Source organism: Agrobacterium sp. LEGMi-208b (assembly GCF_059511785.1).
In genome coordinates, this window is record NZ_CM183446.1 from 686,420 (window position 1) to 706,018 (window position 19,599).

General features: G+C 60.7%; 18 protein-coding genes. 8 read left to right on the forward strand and 10 right to left on the reverse strand.

Features of this window, described 5'->3' with window-relative positions; genetic code table 11:
- Position 1 precedes the first annotated feature (1 nt).
- From AC5YUO_RS17880 to AC5YUO_RS17895, 4 genes are all read right to left on the reverse strand, one after another.
- Positions 2 to 1,027, reverse strand: a complete 1,026-nt coding sequence (locus AC5YUO_RS17880; protein WP_496156198.1) for an esterase-like activity of phytase family protein — start codon at positions 1,025 to 1,027, stop codon at positions 2 to 4.
- Positions 1,017 to 2,921 (reverse strand): cobaltochelatase subunit CobT, encoded by a 1,905-nt coding sequence (gene cobT, locus AC5YUO_RS17885; protein WP_400814030.1) that lies wholly within the window; start codon positions 2,919 to 2,921, stop codon positions 1,017 to 1,019. The genes AC5YUO_RS17880 and cobT overlap by 11 nt, the downstream gene beginning before the upstream one ends.
- 108 nt (positions 2,922 to 3,029) lie before the next feature.
- Positions 3,030 to 4,019 carry a cobaltochelatase subunit CobS gene (gene cobS, locus AC5YUO_RS17890; RefSeq protein ID WP_003523293.1) on the reverse strand — a complete coding sequence of 330 codons (990 nt, stop codon included), beginning with the start codon at positions 4,017 to 4,019 and terminating at the stop codon, positions 3,030 to 3,032.
- Between the two features lie 68 nt (positions 4,020 to 4,087).
- Positions 4,088 to 4,723 (reverse strand): J domain-containing protein, encoded by a 636-nt coding sequence (locus AC5YUO_RS17895; protein WP_269346727.1) that lies wholly within the window; start codon positions 4,721 to 4,723, stop codon positions 4,088 to 4,090.
- 114 nt (positions 4,724 to 4,837) lie between these two features.
- Between AC5YUO_RS17895 and AC5YUO_RS17900 the strand changes: the two genes are divergently transcribed.
- Together AC5YUO_RS17900 and AC5YUO_RS17905 are read left to right on the forward strand one after the other, a co-directional pair.
- A complete protein-coding gene (locus AC5YUO_RS17900) occupies positions 4,838 to 5,119 on the forward strand; it encodes a BolA family protein (protein WP_400813898.1) in 282 nt (93 codons plus the stop codon).
- A 96-nt stretch (positions 5,120 to 5,215) separates the two neighbouring features.
- A complete protein-coding gene (locus tag AC5YUO_RS17905; RefSeq protein ID WP_496156199.1) occupies positions 5,216 to 5,752 on the forward strand; it encodes a P-loop NTPase family protein in 537 nt (178 codons plus the stop codon).
- Positions 5,753 to 5,768: 16 nt separating this feature from the next.
- Here the strand turns inward: AC5YUO_RS17905 and aroB are convergent, their stop codons facing one another.
- Both aroB and AC5YUO_RS17915 read right to left on the reverse strand, forming a co-directional pair.
- On the reverse strand, positions 5,769 to 6,902 hold the full coding sequence (gene aroB / locus AC5YUO_RS17910) for a 3-dehydroquinate synthase (RefSeq protein WP_496156200.1): 1,134 nt from the start codon (positions 6,900 to 6,902) through the stop codon (positions 5,769 to 5,771).
- Between the two features lie 5 nt (positions 6,903 to 6,907).
- Positions 6,908 to 7,489 (reverse strand): shikimate kinase, encoded by a 582-nt coding sequence (locus tag AC5YUO_RS17915; protein WP_400813894.1) that lies wholly within the window; start codon positions 7,487 to 7,489, stop codon positions 6,908 to 6,910.
- A 188-nt stretch (positions 7,490 to 7,677) separates the two neighbouring features.
- Here AC5YUO_RS17915 and AC5YUO_RS17920 point away from each other — a divergent pair, with 188 nt between their 5' ends.
- From AC5YUO_RS17920 to AC5YUO_RS17940, 5 genes are all read left to right on the forward strand, one after another.
- Positions 7,678 to 7,851, forward strand: a complete 174-nt coding sequence (locus AC5YUO_RS17920) for a histidine kinase (protein WP_496156201.1) — start codon at positions 7,678 to 7,680, stop codon at positions 7,849 to 7,851.
- A complete protein-coding gene (xerD, locus tag AC5YUO_RS17925) occupies positions 7,848 to 8,843 on the forward strand; it encodes a site-specific tyrosine recombinase XerD (protein ID WP_496156202.1) in 996 nt (331 codons plus the stop codon). Before AC5YUO_RS17920 ends, xerD begins: the two co-directional genes overlap by 4 nt.
- A gap of 62 nt (positions 8,844 to 8,905) precedes the next feature.
- Positions 8,906 to 9,859, forward strand: coding sequence for an acetyl-CoA carboxylase carboxyltransferase subunit alpha (locus AC5YUO_RS17930; RefSeq protein ID WP_496156203.1), 954 nt, complete (start codon positions 8,906 to 8,908; stop codon positions 9,857 to 9,859).
- A 295-nt stretch (positions 9,860 to 10,154) separates the two neighbouring features.
- The gene (locus AC5YUO_RS17935) at positions 10,155 to 11,453 is read left to right on the forward strand and encodes a L,D-transpeptidase family protein (protein WP_496156204.1); all 1,299 of its coding nucleotides are present in this window, start codon (positions 10,155 to 10,157) and stop codon (positions 11,451 to 11,453) included.
- Complete coding sequence (locus tag AC5YUO_RS17940; protein WP_400813881.1) at positions 11,450 to 11,686, forward strand: sulfurtransferase TusA family protein; 237 nt, start codon at positions 11,450 to 11,452, stop codon at positions 11,684 to 11,686. The genes AC5YUO_RS17935 and AC5YUO_RS17940 overlap by 4 nt, the downstream gene beginning before the upstream one ends.
- 245 nt (positions 11,687 to 11,931) lie before the next feature.
- Here AC5YUO_RS17940 and AC5YUO_RS17945 read toward each other — a convergent pair whose 3' ends face one another.
- Together AC5YUO_RS17945 and AC5YUO_RS17950 are read right to left on the reverse strand one after the other, a co-directional pair.
- Positions 11,932 to 13,089, reverse strand: coding sequence for a CobW family GTP-binding protein (locus tag AC5YUO_RS17945; RefSeq protein WP_496156205.1), 1,158 nt, complete (start codon positions 13,087 to 13,089; stop codon positions 11,932 to 11,934).
- Between the two features lie 192 nt (positions 13,090 to 13,281).
- Entirely contained in the window at positions 13,282 to 14,340 is a 1,059-nt protein-coding gene (locus tag AC5YUO_RS17950; RefSeq protein WP_496156515.1) for a D-alanyl-D-alanine carboxypeptidase family protein, read from the reverse strand.
- A gap of 224 nt (positions 14,341 to 14,564) precedes the next feature.
- Here AC5YUO_RS17950 and AC5YUO_RS17955 point away from each other — a divergent pair, with 224 nt between their 5' ends.
- Positions 14,565 to 15,728, forward strand: a complete 1,164-nt coding sequence (locus tag AC5YUO_RS17955) for a M20 aminoacylase family protein (protein ID WP_496156206.1) — start codon at positions 14,565 to 14,567, stop codon at positions 15,726 to 15,728.
- Positions 15,729 to 16,187: 459 nt separating this feature from the next.
- Here the strand turns inward: AC5YUO_RS17955 and AC5YUO_RS17960 are convergent, their stop codons facing one another.
- Positions 16,188 to 16,946 (reverse strand): transporter substrate-binding domain-containing protein, encoded by a 759-nt coding sequence (locus AC5YUO_RS17960; protein ID WP_496156207.1) that lies wholly within the window; start codon positions 16,944 to 16,946, stop codon positions 16,188 to 16,190.
- A gap of 13 nt (positions 16,947 to 16,959) precedes the next feature.
- Positions 16,960 to 19,587, reverse strand: coding sequence for an aconitate hydratase AcnA (acnA, locus tag AC5YUO_RS17965; RefSeq protein ID WP_496156208.1), 2,628 nt, complete (start codon positions 19,585 to 19,587; stop codon positions 16,960 to 16,962).
- Between the last annotated feature and the right edge of the window lie 12 nt (positions 19,588 to 19,599).

Sequence of the window (19,599 nt, forward strand, 5' to 3'; positions counted from 1 at the left end):
TTCACTCCACCAGCTTGAATTCAAGCATAAGATTGCGCTGGAGGAACGAGTGATTGTCATCGGAAACGATGATGAGTCGCGTTGAGCCGTCCGGCCCCTTCACCACATCCATGCCTTCCATATTGTCGATCTGGTAGGCCATGCCCGCTTCCATGAGGATTTCGCCATCCACCACGGCACCCGGCCGGATATCGCCTCCGCGGATGCGGCGGATCCGCATGCCCACGCCTTCGGCGAAGTTGAAGCGCCGCTCGAGAAGCAGCAGGTCGCCGTTCGGCAGGAAAGCGCCATCCGTCACATCGAAGGACGGATGATGGGTAACAGCGAAGGTGCCCTTCAGCGGACCTTCCAATATGGCCGCGAGAAGATTGCCGTCCGTATCGATGCTTTTTTCAGCCACTACGACCAGAGCGCCCGCGAGCGGCGAATTAGCCGGCGACACCGCCAGTGCCTCCATGCCGCCATTATGGCGCAACTCGTTATTGGGAATGAGGTGCGGCAGGCGGGCGAGCGGCTTTGAGGTGGCGAAGCCCGGATCGGGATAGATGTCGATCCTGTGACGCTGCTCGTAACTGACGAACACCTTGCCGTCGCGCAGCGCCAGCCCTTCCGCATCCATTTCCATCTTGCGCGGCGGTTCGCGCCCGCTCATGTCCAGCATGGGCGTGATACGGGCATCTTCAAGCCCGGACAAAGCACCGCGAGCGTCGCGCGTGACCCTGCCCGTCAGCCAATGGCCGGTATCCAGCACTGCAACGAATTCCTCCCCATCGGGGCGGAAACGGATGGAGGATATCGCTCCAAACAGTTTTTCCGGCGCGCTCATCACCATGCCGCCGACAAATTCCAGCTTGCCAAAATGTTTTTCGCTGGTGCCGACCTCGAAGCCGGACAGAAGACGCGCGCTGACAGGCACATCGATAGTCGACGCGCCGATGGGAACGGGAAACAGCGAAGCCGCCGTAAGAACGGCGGCCAGCGCAACAGACTTGCAGGCAGAGGAAGCCCGACCCCGCTTATCCGGCACGGCGAATCCTGCGGGACGAACCGGAAGCACCGCTCGTATCCTCGAAGAGGGCAGCGAGCTGCTCGGTCATCGCGCCGGCCAGTTCGTCCGCATCGACGATGGTGACCGCGCGGCGGTAATACCGCGTCACGTCATGGCCGATACCGATTGCCAGTAGTTCCACCGGCGAACGTGTCTCGATCTGCTCGATGACGGCGCGCAGGTGCCGTTCCAGATAGTTACCCGGATTGACCGACAGGGTGGAATCATCGACCGGCGCACCATCCGAAATCATCATCATGATCTTGCGCTGCTCGGGGCGGCCGATCAGGCGGTTATGCGCCCACATCAGCGCCTCGCCGTCGATGTTTTCCTTGAGCAGTCCCTCGCGCATCATGAGGCCGAGATTGCGCCGCGAACGCCGCCATGGGGCATCGGCCGACTTGTAGATGATATGGCGCAGATCATTGAGGCGGCCCGGCGAAGCGGGCTTGCTGTTCGCCAGCCACTGCTCACGCGACTGCCCGCCCTTCCACGCCTTGGTGGTGAAACCGAGGATCTCCACCTTCACGCCCGAACGCTCCAGCGTACGGGCCAGAATATCGGCGCAGGTGGCCGCAACCGTGATCGGCCGGCCGCGCATCGAACCGGAATTGTCGATGACGAGCGAGACGACGGTATCGCGGAACTTGGTGTCGCGCTCCTTCTTGAAGGAGAGCGGCTGCATGGGATCGATGATGAGCCGCACGAGCCGGGCAGGATCGAGATAACCCTCTTCCAGATCGAAATCCCAGGAACGGTTCTGCTGCGCCATCAGGCGGCGCTGCAGCCGGTTCGCCAGCCGCCCGACCGCGCCCTGAAGATGGGCGAGCTGTTTGTCCAGGAAGGCGCGCAGACGGTCAAGCTCGGCCTCGTCGCAGAGTTCCTCGGCGCGGATTTCCTCGTCGAATTCCTCGGTGAAGATGCGGTAATCGACCTTCTCGTTGAAATCGTCGAAGGGGCTGTTGGGGCGGCGGGTCTCGCCGGGCGTTTCGGAATCCTCGTCGAGATCGTCGGACATTTCCTCGTCCGACATCTCGGCGCCGTCCATCTCGCCTTCTTCCATTTCCTCCTGCGAGGCCTCGTTCTCATCGGCGGGCGTCGCGTCGGAGCCGGCCTCTTCCTCGACCTGCTCTTCCTCGGTCTCGTTGGTGCGCGGCTGGTCCTCGTTGGACTCCGCTTCCTGGCTTTCCGGCTCGTTATCCTCGTCGCCGAAATCTTCCGCCATCTGCATGGAAGTCAGCATCTTGCGCACCAGCCGCGAAAACGCCTTCTGGTCGGTGATAACGCGTGAGAGATCGTTGAGGTCGCCGGCCGCCTTGTCCTCGATGAAATCGCGCCACAGATCGACAACCTTGCCGGCGCTTTCCGGCGGCTTTTCGCCGGTCAGCTTCTCGCGCACCAGAAGTGCAACGGCTTCCGCAAGCGGCGCGTCATCCTTGTTGCTGATGCCCGAAAAATTCGCCTTGGCATATTTCTCGGTGTTCATGGCGTTGATGTTGGAAGCCATGCCCGGCATGCGCAGCGCGCCGATGGACTCCACGCGAGCCTGTTCGACGGCGTCAAAGATCAGCCGTGCTTCCGCACCCTGCGGCGACATCACCGCATGGGTATCCGCATCATGGCAGGCCAGGCGCAGCGCCATGGAATCGCCGAGGCCACGCGTAATGGCGATTTCCTGTGCGGTGGGTTTCTTGGATATTTCCGGCAGGCGCATGCGTTCGCCGGCAAGGCCCGGCCGCTCATTGGCAAAAACGACCTCGACTTCGGCATCGCCGGCAACGGATCGCACGCATCCGGCAATCGCCTGACGCAACGGTTCCGTATCGACCGCCGTACCCGGTTTCGCTCTGGAATTGTCGCCGCGCCCTGCCATTGTCTTTCCTGTCATTCGTCGGCGCCTGCGGCACGCCCATCCCTAGGATGCGCGGCCGGCCGGCGTCTTCAAGTCATCGGTGATCTTCTCCGGACAGACCGGGGACGATCAGGCGCTGAGAACGATGTTCGCGGCGCTTTCCTTCAGCTCGACACCGAAGGCCCGCTGATATTGCTCGGCCACCAGCGTGCGCTCCAGTTCGTCACACTTGTTGAGGAAGGTCACACGGAAGGCAAAGGCGAGATCGCCGAAGATTTCCGCATTTTCCGCCCAGGTGATAACGGTACGCGGGCTCATGACGGTGGAAAGATCGCCATTGATGAAGGCCGAACGGGTGAGATCGGCCACGCGCACCATCTTGGAAACGGTTTCGCGACCCTTCGGATTGTCGAAGCTCTTCACCTTGGCGGCAATGATGTTCACTTCCTGCTCATGCGGCAGATAGTTCAGCGTGGTGACGATGGACCAGCGGTCCATCTGCGCCTGGTTTATCTGCTGCGTGCCGTGGTAAAGGCCCGTCGTATCGCCGAGGCCGACCGTGTTGGCGGTCGCAAAGATGCGGAAAGCGGGGTGAGGACGGATGACGCGGCTCTGGTCGAGCAGGGTCAGACGGCCGGAGGATTCCAGCACGCGCTGGATAACGAACATCACGTCCGGGCGGCCGGCATCATATTCGTCGAAAACGAGCGCGACATTGTGCTGGTAGGCCCAGGGCAGAATGCCGTCCTTGAATTCGGTGACCTGCTTGCCGTCTTTGAGGACGATGGCGTCCTTGCCGACGAGGTCGATACGGCTGACATGGCTGTCGAGGTTGACGCGCACGCAGGGCCAGTTGAGGCGGGCGGCGACCTGCTCGATATGGGTGGATTTGCCCGTGCCGTGGAAACCGGACACCATGACACGTCGGTTGTGAGCAAAACCGGCGAGGATCGCAAGCGTCGTATCGCGATCGAAAAGATAGTCGGGATCGAGGTCAGGCACATAGGCGTCGCCCTGGGAATAGGCGGGAACCCGCAGATCCGTATCAATGCCGAAAACCTCCCGCACGGACACCGTCGTGTCGGGCAGGTTGGAAATATCAAGGTCGATTTTGCTCATCACGTCTCCAAGGCGGGCGGCAGCCACCCGGCCACATCATCAATCAGGCGGTAAACACGTAAGTTGGCTTAGCAGAAACCTGACTGCTTTAACAATTGATATGCTTGAACAACAGCCCGAAAACGTTCTTCCGAACCACGATCGCCACCATTAGCATCAGGATGGTGCTTTTTGACAAGCTCCTTATAGCGCCTTTTTATGTCTTCCTGCTTTGCGCTGGAAGAAAGACCGAGCGTATCGAAGGCTTTTGCCTCCAGCGTCTTCAGCTTGCGGTCCTGCTGCATGCGGGTGCCGCCTGCCCTCGAGCCACCCGCAAACCCGCCCGCAAAGCCGAAAGGATCGCGGATACGGGCATTGCCGCTGGCAGTGCCGGAACGCAGGGTGGAGTGAAGCGGGCTATCTCGGGCCGTCTTGTTGACGCCCACTGTCCAGGTGGGGCGATGGCCGGTGATCGCTTCCTTCTGGTAACGGGCGATCTCGCTGTCGGAGAGGCCGGAAAAATAATTATAGCCCTTGTTGTATTCCTTCACATGCTCAAAACAGAACAGGAAGAATTGCCCCTCGGCATTGCGGCCGACGGGTGCCCGGTGAATACCCGGCTTGTCGCATCCGTCCCACTGGCAGGTTGGGGCCTGAACCTCAGGTTCCCGCTCCCTTTTCCGGCGCGTGCGGATGCGATCGAAATATTTCGAATCCAGTTTCATGATGCCCTGATTATGGGGTGCGAAAAGCCGCACAACAAGAATTGACAAAGCGGAATGTTACAGGCTTTTAGGGAGCCCCCTTCAAAGACCGAAAACAGAATTGGAGCCCTTCGCATGTCGCTGCGAGACCGCATAGAAACCAAGCTTAGGGAAAGCTTTTCACCGGAACGCCTGAGGGTCGTCGATGAAAGCCAGATGCATGCAGGCCACCAGCCCGATATGACAGGCACGGGCGAGACGCATATGCGTGTCCAGATAGTGTCTGAAAGCTTCTCAGGCAAGTCTCGTGTCGAGCGTCACCGGGCGATCAACGCGCTTTTGAAGCCGGAACTCGATGCCGGGCTGCATGCGCTGGCGATTGAGGCAGCGGCGCCGGGGGAAGTGGTGCGGTTTTAGTCGCGCAGCATTACTTTCGTATTTCCGGGTTAAGAATTCAGTCAGCGCGAATATTCTGCACTCCAAGACAGAACCTTAACTCGGTGGATCACTCGAATGTCGACGGTAGACAATCCTTCGGTCCGCATCGCCGTCATCGGCAATAGCGGCTCGGGCAAAAGCAGCCTCGCAGCAAGAGCCGGTTCGGAGCTGAAATTGCAGGTCTACGATCTCGATCACGTTCACTGGCAGGAGGATGGCCTCAAGCGGGACGAGGCGGACGCGAGACTTCTCGTGACGCAACATGCCAGCACCAGCGACTGGATAATCGAAGGGGTCTATGGCTGGCTGGCCGAAGCAGCGCTGCCTCGCGCGAAAGCGCTGATATGGCTCGACCTGCCTTGGGCAGAATGCCGTGATGGCCTGTTGCGGCGCGGGGTGCAGCACGGCGAAACCGAGGGCGATCAGGCGGCGCTTCTCACTTGGGCAGGAGAATACTGGACACGGACGACGTCATCCTCCTTTGCCGGGCATCTGAAGCTTTACGAAACCTTCAGCGGCGGCAAAATCCGCCTTCAAACGCGGGCAGACGTCGCAGCCCTTGCTCCGCTAACGATAGGGCGTCTCGCCAGCAAGACCGCGCCTTCTGATTAAACGGTGGTCGACCAGTTTATCGCGGATGTTTCTCCGACAGGAAAGACTGCACCTCGGACGCCGCCACATCATCGGCCACGAAGGACTGGCCGATGCCGTGGGTGAGGATGAAGGTGAGCTTGCCGCCCTTGACCTTCTTGTCCTGCGCGATTGCCGCCATCAGCGTCTCGACCGGTGGCAATTCGCCGGGAATGTCCTTCATCGTCGTCGGCAGGCCAACAGCCTTCAGATGCGCCTCGACGCGGGCCGCATCATCAAGGCTTGCGAGGTTAAGGCGGGCGGAGAACTGGTGCGCCAGCACCATGCCGATGGCGACGCCTTCGCCATGCACCAGCCGCTTGCTGTCGTAATTGGTCGCGGCTTCCAATGCATGGCCGAAGGTGTGGCCGAGATTGAGAAGCGCGCGCACGCCGTTTTCCTTCTCGTCGGCCACCACCACATCGGCTTTCGCTTGGCAGCTCGTGGCAATCGCCTGAATGCGGGCCGGGCCACCGGTGCGGATGTCATCCCAGTTCTTTTCCAGCCAGAAGAAGAAATCCGGCTTGTCGATCAGGCCATATTTCACCACTTCGGCATAACCGGCGCGGAATTCCCGCGGGCTCAGCGTATCGAGCACCGCCGTATCGGCCAGCACCAGATCTGGCTGGTGGAAAACGCCGACGAGGTTCTTGCCGTGGCGGCTGTTGATGCCGGTCTTGCCGCCGACGGAGGAATCGACCTGCGCCAGCAGCGAGGTCGGTATCTGCACGAAGCGCACGCCGCGGCGCACGATGCCCGCGGCAAAGCCGGCGAGATCGCCGATCACGCCGCCGCCGAGCGCGATCACCGCATCGTTACGCTCCACCCTTGCTGCCAGAACCGCATCGCAGACAGTGACGAGATGCTCGAAGCTCTTTGTCTTTTCGCCGGCCGGCAGGGTCAGCGAGACGGCCTCGATGCCATCCGTCTGCAGGCCATCCATAAGACCTTCGAGGTAGAGCGGTGCAACATGCTCATCGGTGATGATCGCCGCGCGCCGGCCCTTCAGCCGCGCCGAAATCTCGCCGCCCGCCCGGCCGATCAGGCCCGGCCCGATCAAAATGTCATAAGCGCGCTCGCCGAGCGGCACATGGACGAGACGTTCATCGGCGTGGATTTCGGAAGGCGTCATGGGGATCAGTCTTTCTTTTCGATGCCGGCTATGGCGGCCAGCACTTCGGTCACGATGATTTCCTTGCGGACATCACGGGATTCGATGGTGAGATCCGCCTCCGCATAGATCGGGTAGCGCTTCTCCATCAGGGCCGCCAGCGTGGCCTTGGGGTTTTCGGTCTTGAGAAGCGGGCGGTGGTCGCGCTTGTTGACCCTCTCCCATAACACCTCGAGATCGGCCTTCAGCCACAATGAAATGCCGCCGCGCGTGATGTGCCGGCGGGTATTGTCGTTGATGAAGGCGCCGCCGCCGGTGGAAATGACCTTGGGGCCACCGCGCAAAAGCCGCTTGATGACCCGCGTTTCCAGCGCCCGGAATTCTTCCTCGCCATAGGTGGCGAAAAGCTCCGATATCGTCATGCGCGAAACGCGCTCGATTTCGACATCCGTATCGATGAAAGGAACCTTGAGCTGCTGGGCGACCATGCGGCCCACCGCCGACTTTCCAGCCCCCATCAGCCCGACGAAGACGATGTTGCGCCGTCCGAGCTTTGCCCGCGCTTGCTCCCCGAGTGTGGCCGGGACGGATAAATTCGTTTCATTCATAAATTTGAAAGCCCGTTTGGCATGGATATCTGCAAATGTTTACGAAGCGTCAAGCCAAATTGCTGACTGAATGGTGGTGAATCACAATCAACGCCGCATGCGGCGCGGGGTGGAGCGGGCATTTTGATCTTGTCGCCGCTTTCGCCGCACCGCATATACGTTTCGACCGCCACCTTCACGGAGCCGCCATGCCCACCCTCTTCCGCTTCACGATGATACTGGTGACCATCGCGGGGCTGATCTATGGCGGCATGGTGCTGCTCGTCATGGTCGTCAAACCGCGCGATCGCGAAGTGACGGTGCGCATACCCTCCGAGCGGCTGAACCCGCCCACCACCGAACCGGCAAGGCGCACCCCATGAGCGGACAGCCGACGGCAGGGCGCGACGGCGCGCGGCTGGAAAGTTTTCTGGAAATGATGAGCGCCGAACGGGGAGCAGCCGCCAATACGCTCTCCTCTTACGAACGCGACCTTTCCGATCTCCGCGACTTTCTCTCCGGTCGCGGCCAGTCCCTCACGGAGGCGCAGACACCGGACCTTTCCGCCTATCTGACCCATCTTTCCGCTCAGGGTTTTGCCGCCACCTCACAGGCGCGGCGCCTCTCCTCCATGCGGCAGTTTTATCGCTTTCTTTATTCGGAAGGGCTGCGCGACGATGACCCGACCGGCATCATCGATGCGCCAAGGAAAGGCCTCGCCCTGCCGAAAACCATGAGTGTGGCCGATGTGAACCGGCTTCTTGGGCTTGCGGCGCAGGAAGCGGCAACCGAAGGCCCCGGCCAGCTTGCCCGTATCCGCATGCATCTGCTGCTCGAACTGCTTTATGCCACCGGCATGCGTGTCAGCGAGCTCGTCTCGCTGCCGGTCAAGGTGCTGCGTCAGGAGGGCCGCTTCCTGATGATCCGCGGCAAGGGCAACAAGGACCGCATGGTTCTGCTGTCCCGCGCTGCCATCGAGGCGATGGAAAAATACGAGGCCGCCAGAAAGGCGCTCGCTTCGGAGAAAAGCAAGGTGGCCGCTTCGCAGAAAAAACCGGAGACACCGGAGAGCCAATGGCTGTTTCCTTCGAACGGCAAGGAAGGTCACCTGCCCCGCCAGGTCTTTGCCCGCGACCTCAAGGACATCGCCATTCGTGCGGGCCTAACCCCGTCCGCCGTATCGCCGCATGTGCTGCGCCACGCCTTCGCCAGCCACCTCCTGCAGAACGGCGCGGATTTGCGCGCGGTGCAGGAACTGCTCGGCCATTCCGACATTTCCACGACACAAATCTATACACATGTGCTGGAAGAACGCTTGCAAGAGCTGGTACAAACACATCACCCCCTTGCCAAACAGGGCAAAAACCTTGATTAGAGCGACCGGAACCGCCGGATAATCCGGTCAAACCTTGCGCAAAACGATCGGAAACGGATCTCATGCACAATTATCTCGACTTCGAAAAACCTATCTCGGACCTTGAGGGCAAGATCATCGAGCTGAAGAAGCTTGCCGATGAAGACGAGAGCATAGACACCTCGGAGGAGATCAACCGTCTGGAATCGCGGGTCAACGACGCGATGCAGGACATTTATTCCAAGCTGAATGCCTGGCAGAAAACGCAGGTCGCGCGCCATCCGCAGCGTCCGCATTTCGTCGACTACGCCAAGGCGCTGTTCACCGATTTCACGCCGCTGGCCGGCGACCGCAAATTTTCCGAGGACGCCGCCATTCAGGCCGGTCTTGCCCGTTTCAACGGTCAGCCCGTCGCCATCATCGGCCAGGAAAAGGGCAACGACACCAAGAGCCGCCTGAAGCATAATTTCGGCAGCCCACGCCCGGAAGGTTACCGCAAGGCGATCCGCGTCCTGGAACTGGCTGACCGCTTCTCGCTGCCGGTCGTCACCCTCATCGATACGGCTGGCGCTTATCCCGGCGTTGGCGCGGAAGAGCGCGGACAGGCCGAAGCCATCGCCCGTTCGACGGAAATGTGCCTCAACGTCAAGGTTCCGATCGTCTCCGTCGTCATCGGCGAAGGCGGCTCGGGCGGCGCGATCGCAATCGCCACCGGCAACCGCGTCTACATGCTCGAACATGCGATCTATTCGGTGATCTCGCCGGAAGGTGCCGCCTCCATTCTCTGGCGCGATTCGACCCGTGCCAAGGAAGCTGCGACCAATATGAAGATCACCTCGGAAGATCTGAAATCGCTCGGCGTCATCGACGGCATCATTCCCGAACCCATCGGCGGCGCGCATCGCGATCCGGCAACCGTCATCCATGCAACGGGCGAGGTCATCGCCCATGCGCTGGCCGATCTTTCGCAGCGTTCGGGAACGCAGCTTCGCGCCGAACGCCGCCAGAAGTTCCTGGATATCGGCCGGAACCTCTAGAGCATCTCCAGTAAAATTGCGTAGCGGTTTTACGTCCGGAAAATGCGTCAAAAGAAAGAGTGAGATTGATTTGGCGGTTCGAAGAAAAGCCAAATCAATCTGACACCAGCCTTATTTTCCTTGAATATCGCCCCAACTCGGCCATAGTCCGGTCACATCAACAGATGTATCGGCGGCCGCGGGGGCGGATCCGATTTGAGTTAAGAAGATGTAAACGGTTAATACCGTATTTAAATTACACACGGAACGGTATAGAACTGCCGCCGCTTCGTGCCATCGTCTTTCGGATCAGATCATGCGTTTGACACATTTTGCCCTTCTTGCCTGCACCGCGCTCGTTCTTGCCGGCTGCAACGATACGCTCGAAACCGTCGAACGCGACGTTTCCCACGTCAAGAACAAGGTCGATTACCCGCTGTCTCCCGCCATTCTGGCCGAGATCGACAAGCGCGGCATGGACCGCACCTCGCCGATCATGATCCGCATCTTCAAGGAAGAAGGCGCGCTGGAAATCTGGAAAGCCAGGCGCGACAACCGTTTCGAGAAGATCGCCGGCTACGAGATTTGCGCGTGGTCCGGCAAACTCGGCCCGAAGGTGAAGGAAGGCGACCGGCAGGCGCCGGAAGGTTTCTACAACCTGACCCCAGCCCATCTCAATCCGAATTCCAAATATTATCTCGCCATCAATACCGGCTTTCCGAACCGCTACGATGCCGCCAATGGCCGCAACGGCACCAATCTGATGATCCATGGCGCCTGCTCATCGTCAGGCTGTTATTCGATGACGGATGCGCAGATTCTTGAAATCTACGGTTTCGCCCGCGATGCCTTCAAGGGCGGCCAGAAGACCGTGCAGCTGCAGGCCTTCCCGTTCCGCATGACGGCGGAAAACATGGCCCGCCATCGCCAGAGCGAGCATCTGGAATTCTGGAAGATGCTGAAGGTCGGTTACGACAATTTCGAAGTGACCAAGCGCCCGCCGGAAGTGAATGTCTGCGACAAGAAATACGTCTTCAACCAGCAGACGGAAGGCGGCAGCTTCAACGCGTCGGCCCAATGCCCGGCCATGAGCACGCCGCCGGCGCTCGTCAGCGCGCTTTCGAGCTACGAGAAGACCTACGATCTCGCCTATGAAAAGGCGATGAAGAAATATGATGGCATGGCCTGGTACGACCCGAGCGAGGCGGAGCGCAAGGCGCTGGTCGCCGAAAAGCGCAAGGGCCGCGAGCCCGCCTATGCCCCGACCGGCTCGGCGCTGAAGGCCGGCAAGCTGATGAAGGAAACGGAATATGCTGCGCTGATGGAGAAAAAGGCGCAGCAGGTGACGTCGTCCTCTCCAACCACGACCGCAACCGCCTCGGCCCTGCGCGGCCCGCGTCCTTCGGCGGTACAGCCCGCCACGGCACCGCAATCGAACCCGGCGCCCGCGGCACCGACGATGGTTGCCTCGGCCACCCCCGCAGCCGCCGGTCAGACCGGAACTGCCGCCCAGAGCATCCCGGTTCCAGCCATGAACCCGCTTGCCTATTCCGCAGCACCTGCACCGGAAGCGCCGGAAAAGAAGCCGTTCTGGAAGTTCTGGGCCAAGGAATGAGCGACACGGCCGAGATCGTTTATGATTTGAGGGGGCTTAAATGCCCCCTTCCGGTTTTGAGAAGCCGCAAAAAACTCGCAACCCTGAAGGCAGGCGATGTTCTGACCGTCGAGACGACCGATCCGCTGGCGGTGATCGATATTACCCATATGTGCAATGAGGATGGGCATAGTCTGGTGGAAACGGTTGCGGTGGATAAGGGGCATCGATTTCGGATTGTGAAGGGCGGGTAAGCGACATTCGACGCTGACGGCTGTGGTTTACCCCCCCCTCTGTCCTGCCGGACATCTCCCCCACAAGGGGGGAGAGCAGTTGTAGTGACCGCTCGTTCCCTCGCAAATCTGCTCACAGCGGTCGTGTACGTAGATAAGAGCATTCGGATCAAGCCGCTTGTCGATCTCCCCCCTTGAGGGGGAGATGTCCGGCAGGACAGAGGGGGGTTACCCCGCCCACGCCCCAACCAAAGCTGGCGCAAACTTCAAAACCGCAACCCGGAAACCGCCAGCGGATTATCCGTCATTGCCTGCCTGTCCGGCCGGTCGATGCCCGGCGCGCTGGTAAAGGCCGCGAACAGATCCTGTACGAAGGCTTCGGGCAAATCCTTCGTAATCAGCACCATGCGCGTGCGCTGATCAACCGGGTCCGGCCACGCCGCGAGGCGCTCCGGCGTGTGGAAAATAGCCTGAACCCCATGCAGCACGAGCGGCCGGCCCGGATTATCCGACAGCTTGACGATGGCCTTCATGCGCAGGAGCTTTTCACCATGTGCCGAGCGCAGCAAATCCACGAACATGTCGATCGCCATAGGACTGACCGGCTGATCGTGAATGATCGAAAAGGACCGGATAGATGCATCGTGCCGGTTCACATCGTGATGATGGTGATGGTCATCATGATCGCCATGATGGTGATGTTCATGGTCGTGGTCGTGGTCGTGGTCGTGATGGTGGTCATGGTGATCATGAGCCGTCTCTTCACCCAGCCAGCGGCCGACATCGGCAGTCTTGCTGCCGGCATCGTAAAGGCCGTTGTCCAGAAGCCCCGCAGCGCTCCAATCGGTTTTGTCGCCATCCTCGATGGTCGCACGCGGATTGAGTGCCTGAAGACGGCCTGTCAGTGCGGCAATCGTGGCGGCATCGGCAAGCGCGCGCTTGGTCATCACCAGACGGTCAGCCACAGCGACCTGTTTCACCGCCTCCTGGTGGTTATCGAGCGTGGAAAGGCCGTTCACAGCATCCACCACCGTGATCATGCCGTTCAGGACGAAATTCTGTGCAATGACCGGATTGCCCATGACCGACTGCATGACGGGGGCGGGATCGGCAAGGCCCGTGGTCTCGATCACCACCCGCTTTACCGGCTTCAGCTTGCCGGTCTGGATACCGTCCATCAGTTCCGCCAGCGTATCCACCAGTTCACCGCGCACCGTGCAGCAGAGGCAGCCCTCCGCCAGTTCGATGATGCCCTCACCCGCGCTTTCAACCAGCATGTGATCGATGCTGACATCGCCGAATTCATTGATGATGATCGCCGCATCGCTCATCTCGGGGTCTTTTAGAAGCCGGTTGAGCAGCGTCGATTTTCCGGCGCCGAGAAATCCGGTGATGATGGAAACCGGGATGCGATCGCGAGACATGATTTGCCTGTGTGTTGACGGCTGCTCCGGCATGTCATTGCACGACACAAGAAACCGGAGCCGCATAGAGCGAAAAGAAATCGCCCGAGGCTGGAAGCCACGAGCGACACTGTAATATCATAACATCATCGGCCTGCGAATACACAAAGCGCATCTCAACCGCGCCATTGCCCCCGAGGCCGTCACCGACGATCAGAATGTCGGGCGCGGGATCGGGATCGGCACATTGGCCACTTCGCCCTTGCCGGCCGCGCCCTTGGCGGTGTTCACCGCCACGGTCTCGCTGCCGGGAATGAGGCCGGCGAAGGAATATTCCGGCGGGCGGGTCATTTCCTGAACATAGGGCGAATGGATGACCATGCGGCCAGCCTCGTCGCGGCTTTCGCTGCGCACCTTGGCGGCCTTCGGGTTGCAGATTTCGGCGCTGACATCATTCACCTCACCGGTATCGCCATAGGGCGCCAGTGCGGCGAGCGAAACGCCCTGACCGGAAGGTGCGGTCAGCCCCATCTGCAAGAGATCGGCAGACTGATCGGTGCGCCCGGCAAGACTGTCCGCACCCAGCACCACGGTGATGACCGACCGGCCGTTGCGCACGGCTGACGACACCTGGTTGAAGCCCGACGCACAGATGAAGCCGGTCTTCATGCCATCAGCGCCATCGAAGCGGCCGACCAGCATGTTGAAATTGGCATAGTTCTTCTTGCCGGTGCTGACGCCCTCCAGCGAGAAATAATGGGCATATTCCGGGAACTCACGCTTGATGATCAGCGCCAGCAGCGCCAGATCCCGGGCGGTCGTATATTGTCCCTTGCCGGGCAGGCCATTGGCATTGATATAACGGGTGGAGTTCATGCCGAGGCGCTGCGCCTGCGCATTCATCTGCGCCACGAAATTGTCGCTGGTGCCGCCGATCGTCTCGGCAATCGCCACGGCGATGTCATTGGCGGACTTGATGAGCAGCAGCTTCAGCGCGCTGTCCATGGTCAGCTTCTGGCCGGGCTTGAAATACATTTTCGAGGCCGGCTGGTCGGCGGCCTTCTTGCTCATCACCACTTCCGTCTGCGGGCTGATCTTGCCGGCCTTCATCTGCGAAAAGGCGATATAGGCGGTCATCAGCTTGGTCAGTGACGCCGGATACCACTTACGGAAGGCTTCCTGATGGGAAATCACCTTGCCGGTTTTGACATCGACCACCATTTTCGGATTGGCATTTGCCACGGGCGCCACGGCAACGAGGCCTGCGGTCATGATGGCAACGGCTGCGGAGAGCCGTCTGGCGGCGTTTGGCGATTTCACTGTGTTTGGCAAGGCTAGTCCTCGAATTCCCGTCTTCGGTCGGGGAATGGCAATATTCACCATATATGTCCTAGCAATGGCAAAGTACATTGATTACGTCAATTATGCGGCGCACTATCCACCATGGAGGATAGGATTTTACCACAAGCCGCACCGATGAACCCAGGAATGAACGAATGCCGATTTTGAACAGAGCCGCCGAACTCCAGCAGGAAGTCAGCGAATGGCGGCATCACCTGCATGAAAATCCCGAGATCTTGTATGACGTCGACAACACCGCGGCCTTCGTTGCGGAGAAGCTGAAATCTTTCGGCGTTGACGAAATCGTGACCGGTCTCGGCCGCACCGGAGTGGTCGGCATCATCAGGGGCAATCTTTCCGGCAATCGCACCATCGGTTTTCGCGCGGATATGGATGCCCTTCCCATCGTTGAAGAAACCGGCAAACCCTGGGCCTCAAAAACGGCGGGCGCGATGCATGCCTGCGGCCACGATGGCCATACCGCCATGCTGCTCGGCGCGGCGAAATATCTCACCGAGACCCGCAATTTCGCCGGCTCGATCGCCGTCATTTTCCAGCCTGCTGAAGAAGGCGGCGCGGGCGCTCTCGCCATGGTCGAGGACGGGCTGATGGAGCGCTTCGGCATCGATGAGGTCTATGGCATGCACAATATGCCGGGAATTCCGCTCGGCGCCTTCGCCATCCGCAAGGGCGGCATCATGGCGGCACCGGACAAGTTCTCCATCACCGTCAAGGGCCGCGGCGGCCACGCGGCGCAGCCGCACCGCACCATCGATCCCATCACCATCGGCGCGCAGATCGTCGGCAACCTGCAGATGATCGCCTCGCGCAATGCCGATCCGATCCGTTCCGTCGTCGTCTCCGTCACCCGTTTCCAGGCCGGTTCCAGCCACAACATCATCCCCAACGAGGCATTGATCGCCGGCACGGTGCGCAGCCTGGATGAAACGGTGCGCGATCTGGCGCAGGATCGTATCAAGCAGATGGCGGAAGGTATTGCCCTTGCCAACGGCGCGGAAGCGGAAGTCGTCTACGAGCGTTATTGCCCGGTGACCTTCAATCACGCCGCCGAGACCGACCACGCCATCCGTGTGGCCCGCGATGTGGCGGGCGAACCGAATGTCGACCCCGATGTCGACCCTTCCATGGCGGGAGAGGATTTCTCCTTCATGCTGAAGGAAAGGCCGGGCTGCTTCATCTTCATCGGCAATGGCGATTCGGCCGGGCTTCACAATCCGGGTTATGATTTCAACGACGAGGCCATCGCCTACGGTATTTCCTATTGGGTGAAGCTGGCCGAGCAGCGCCTGACGAGCTGATTGCCGGGGCGCGGGAAGAAAGCCGGAAAAGAGATCGACCGCGATGAAGAACGCGGTTGATCCGCGGGCATCGTCGGGTTAAAGAGCAATTCAGTGTCCACGTAGCTCAGCAGGATAGAGCACAGGATTCCTAAGACAAATTGGGGGTTGCGCCCGGAAACGACGCAATCGATCTGCTCAAAGTCGGGGAAAGCTTCGCTGGTCTTCCAGCATGCCAATCCCGAGCCAAGCTCCGGAGAAATCCGGTGAAGGTGTAGAGACTGGATGGGCAGCACCTAAAGGCCTGATGGCCCATGGTGAAGGGACAGTCCAGACCACGAACGTCTTGCCCGACCAGCGGCGGGGCGGCGGTTAAAGCCGAAGTGGTATGAATCCTGGGGTCGGAGGTTCGAATCCTCTCGTGGACGCCATTTTCCTGTTTTATTTGCTATCGAAAATGCAAGGCGCATTTATGCGAGATCAGGAAGATATGATATCAACTGTCAGCGGAGCCACCGAGACCGCCTCCACCTTATTGGCTTTCAGGAAACCGGCAACTAGACCTTCGGCTTTGGCGCTTTCCACAAACGCGGTCAGATAGTTCTCCGCCACCGGACCATGTGTCCGTGCCACTCCCATCGCCTGCTCGATCACCATAAAGCGGCCGGGCAGAAGCCGCAGTCCACCGAACCGGTCCGCGTCCTCTTCGAGTTGCTGGCGAACGCCCGCCGCGACGTCGGCTGACGTTTCCAGGAAATGCTGGACGACGGTGGGGGACGTCGCGGCGCGCTCGATCGCGGCATGTCGAAGTTCTCGTGTAAGATACAGGTCGTAGGCACTGCCCTTGCCCACAACCACCCTGCGGCCCGCAACATCAATGTCTTTCATTTCGGAGAGCGGAGAGCCGTCTCGGACAAGATAACAGCCCTCGATCAGCACGTAGGGGGCGGTGAACGCAATCAGTTGCGCGCGCGCGGGATCGCGAGCGAAGAAGCCGATATCGGCACGGCCTTCCTCAACGGCGGCGACTGCCTTACCCGCTGACTCCAGAACGACAAGTTCGAGCGGGAGGTCCAGCCGCGCAGCCAGCGTCCGGGCAAGATCGACGGAAACGCCTGCGACGCCTCCTGGCACGTCCTTCCGGCTTGCGAGGATCGGATTCCCGACATTTATCGTCGTCCGCAACGTTCCCGAGGGGGCGATCGCGCGTCGAACTTCGGCGATGTCGATGTCTGCCATTTCGCTTCTCCGATTACACTTCCTGCCCGGATGCCTTCCGACCCGGCCTGTTCAGCACTTGCCTGAGGATGAGCGGCAGCACACCGCCTGCCCGAAGAATGCCGACCTCCGCGCTGGTTTCGATTGCCGCTACGGCATCCAGGATCATCGAGGTGCCATCCGCCTTCCTTATTGTCACTGTCACATCGCAACGTGGCGCCATGGTCTGTGGATCGGCGTCAATCACGACGACATCGTCGGCCGAGACGCCGAAGTCAGCGGGCTTGACGCCTGGCGGTAACCGTAGGGGCAACACACCCATGCCGATCAGGTTCCAGCGGTGAATGCGCTCAAAGCTGGTTGCGAGCACGGCGCGGACACCGAGAAGCGCCACGCCCTTGGCTGCCCAGTCACGAGAGGAGCCCATTCCATAACGCTCGCCTGCCAGCACGACCACGGACCTGCCCTCGGTTTGGTATCGTTGCGCCGCGTCCCAGAGCGACAGGACATCGCCCGATCCGGCGTGAATGGTGGAACCGGCGGGAATGTCGTGGCCGAGAAGATTGCGCACCGTCTTGTTGGTGAACAGGCCACGGATCATCACTTCCCAGTTGCCACGGCGCGACGAGAAGACGTTGAGGTCAAGGGGGTTTTCCCCGCGTTCGATCAGATGGCGCCCGGCATCGCCCTTTGCGGGGATCGCGCCGGCCGGTGAAATATGGTCGGTCGTGATGTCATCGCCGACGACGAGGATCGGATGCGCCTCATAGGTTCCGAGTTTGGTACCCTTGCCGAAACTCGCGAATGGCGGACGGCGGATGTAGGTGGATGTCTCATCCCAGGGAAACAACGTCGTTGTTGGAGCCGGAAGCTCCTTCCACGCCCTGCTCGCTTCGGCGGCATCGTAAGCGGGCGCGAAGTCCTCGATCTTCGATGCGGCAGCCAGGGCTTCGTTGATCTCCGCAGCACTCGGCCACAGCATGGAGAGGGTCACCGGCGTACCGTCCTTTGAAACCCCGATCGGATCCTTCATGATATCGAGTTCGACGGTCCCGGCGAGTGCGAAGGCCACGACCATTGGCGGCGAGGCGAGGAACCCGGCCTCCAGCTGGGGATGGACGCGCCCGGGAAAGTTGCGGTTTCCCGAAAGCACGGCGACCGGAAGGATGCCACGCTTGGCCATCGCATCCGCGACCGGCTCGGTCAGCGGGCCGGAATTGCCGATGCATGTCGTGCAGCCGTAACCCACGATACCGAAGCCGATGGCTTCGAGATCGGACAAAAGCCCTGCCCGCACGAGATAACGCTCCGCCGTCGGCGAGCCGGGAGCGGTGGATGTCTTGACCCAGTGCGGAGGACGGAGCCCATAGGCCTTCGCCTTGCGGGCCAGAAGTCCAGCAGCGATCAACAGACGTGGATCGGACGTATTGGTACAGCTAGTGATGGCCGCGATCGCGACCGAACCGTCGTTCGGTTTGCCCTCGACGGAAGGCGCGCCGCCGTTCTTTTTCATTCCCGCGATTGCGCTACGGGTTTCGCTGACCGCAATCCGGTCCTGCGGGCGGCGGGGGCCTGCGAGGCTAGGCTCGACGCTGGACAGCTCGAGATCGATTGTGGACGTGTAGCGCGGATTGGCGTTCGGATCGAACCAGATGCCGACCCGTTTCGCGTAGGTCTCGACGAAAGCAGCGTGTACCGACCTGCGCCCGGTGGCGAGAAGGTAATCGATCGAGTGGCGGTCGATCGGGAAATAGCCGCTATTCGCCCCGAATTCGGGCGTCATGTTGGCGACGACCGCACGGTCGCCCGCCGTGAGGTTTGACACACCCGGGCCGTAGAACTCCACGAACTTGTCCTGCAAGTCGATCTGGCGGAGCAGATGGGTAACGACAAGCGCCAGGTCGGTCGCAAGAACACCCTCCCTCAGCGCCCCCGTCAGCCGGACGCCGACAACATCGGGAACGCGAAGGGCGACAGGCATGCCGAAGAAAACGCTTTCCGCCTCCAGCCCGCCGACACCCCAGGCCAGCACACCGATCCCATTGATCATCGGCGTATGACTGTCCGTCCCGATCAGCGTGTCCGGCATGGCCCACAGCCTGCCGTCGCGCTGCACCGACGTCACGACCGTCGCGAGCCGTTCGAGGTTGAGCGTGTGCATGATCCCGGTTCCCGGCGGATGCGCCCGGAAGTCGGCAAGGCTGTTGGTCGCCCATTTCATGAAACTATAGCGCTCGGCATTACGTTCATACTCCCTCTCCATGTTGCGCGCGAGCGCCGCCGAAGTCCCGAAAGCATCGACGGCGACCGAGTGATCGGTGGAGACATCGACGGGAACCACCGGGTTGAGCAGGGCCGGATCGCCACCTGCCTCGGCAAGCGCCGAGCGCATTCCGGCGATATCCACGAGCGCGGGCCCGCATGTCGTGTCGTGCATCAGCACCCGGTTCGGCAGGAAGGGGATTTCGACATCGCTCTGGCCCGTTTCGAGCCAGGCGAGCATAGCATCCTTGGCACGAAAGGCGTCGTCCCCTGCCGTACGGAGAACGTTCTCCAGCAGGATGCGATGGATATAAGGCATGCGCACCAGACAATCGCCAGCCTCGGCCGGAAGATCGATGATGTCGTGGCTGACGCCGTTGATGTCGAATGTGGTGCGCATGCTGTTTTTCCA

What these genes read in the sequence shown, in the direction of transcription:
- cobT (WP_400814030.1), bottom strand. Translation starts at nt 2,921, where the DNA reads ATGGCAGGGCGCGGCGACAATTCCAGAGCGAAACCGGGTACGGCGGTC.
- cobS (WP_003523293.1), bottom strand. Translation starts at nt 4,019, where the DNA reads ATGAGCAAAATCGACCTTGATATTTCCAACCTGCCCGACACGACGGTG.
- AC5YUO_RS17895 (WP_269346727.1), bottom strand. Translation starts at nt 4,723, where the DNA reads ATGAAACTGGATTCGAAATATTTCGATCGCATCCGCACGCGCCGGAAA.
- AC5YUO_RS17900 (WP_400813898.1), top strand. Translation starts at nt 4,838, where the DNA reads ATGTCGCTGCGAGACCGCATAGAAACCAAGCTTAGGGAAAGCTTTTCA.
- AC5YUO_RS17905 (WP_496156199.1), top strand. Translation starts at nt 5,216, where the DNA reads ATGTCGACGGTAGACAATCCTTCGGTCCGCATCGCCGTCATCGGCAAT.
- aroB (WP_496156200.1), bottom strand. Translation starts at nt 6,902, where the DNA reads ATGACGCCTTCCGAAATCCACGCCGATGAACGTCTCGTCCATGTGCCG.
- AC5YUO_RS17915 (WP_400813894.1), bottom strand. Translation starts at nt 7,489, where the DNA reads ATGAATGAAACGAATTTATCCGTCCCGGCCACACTCGGGGAGCAAGCG.
- AC5YUO_RS17920 (WP_496156201.1), top strand. Translation starts at nt 7,678, where the DNA reads ATGCCCACCCTCTTCCGCTTCACGATGATACTGGTGACCATCGCGGGG.
- xerD (WP_496156202.1), top strand. Translation starts at nt 7,848, where the DNA reads ATGAGCGGACAGCCGACGGCAGGGCGCGACGGCGCGCGGCTGGAAAGT.
- AC5YUO_RS17930 (WP_496156203.1), top strand. Translation starts at nt 8,906, where the DNA reads ATGCACAATTATCTCGACTTCGAAAAACCTATCTCGGACCTTGAGGGC.
- AC5YUO_RS17935 (WP_496156204.1), top strand. Translation starts at nt 10,155, where the DNA reads ATGCGTTTGACACATTTTGCCCTTCTTGCCTGCACCGCGCTCGTTCTT.
- AC5YUO_RS17940 (WP_400813881.1), top strand. Translation starts at nt 11,450, where the DNA reads ATGAGCGACACGGCCGAGATCGTTTATGATTTGAGGGGGCTTAAATGC.
- AC5YUO_RS17945 (WP_496156205.1), bottom strand. Translation starts at nt 13,089, where the DNA reads ATGTCTCGCGATCGCATCCCGGTTTCCATCATCACCGGATTTCTCGGC.
- AC5YUO_RS17950 (WP_496156515.1), bottom strand. Translation starts at nt 14,340, where the DNA reads ATGACCGCAGGCCTCGTTGCCGTGGCGCCCGTGGCAAATGCCAATCCG.
- AC5YUO_RS17955 (WP_496156206.1), top strand. Translation starts at nt 14,565, where the DNA reads ATGCCGATTTTGAACAGAGCCGCCGAACTCCAGCAGGAAGTCAGCGAA.
- AC5YUO_RS17960 (WP_496156207.1), bottom strand. Translation starts at nt 16,946, where the DNA reads ATGGCAGACATCGACATCGCCGAAGTTCGACGCGCGATCGCCCCCTCG.
- acnA (WP_496156208.1), bottom strand. Translation starts at nt 19,587, where the DNA reads ATGCGCACCACATTCGACATCAACGGCGTCAGCCACGACATCATCGAT.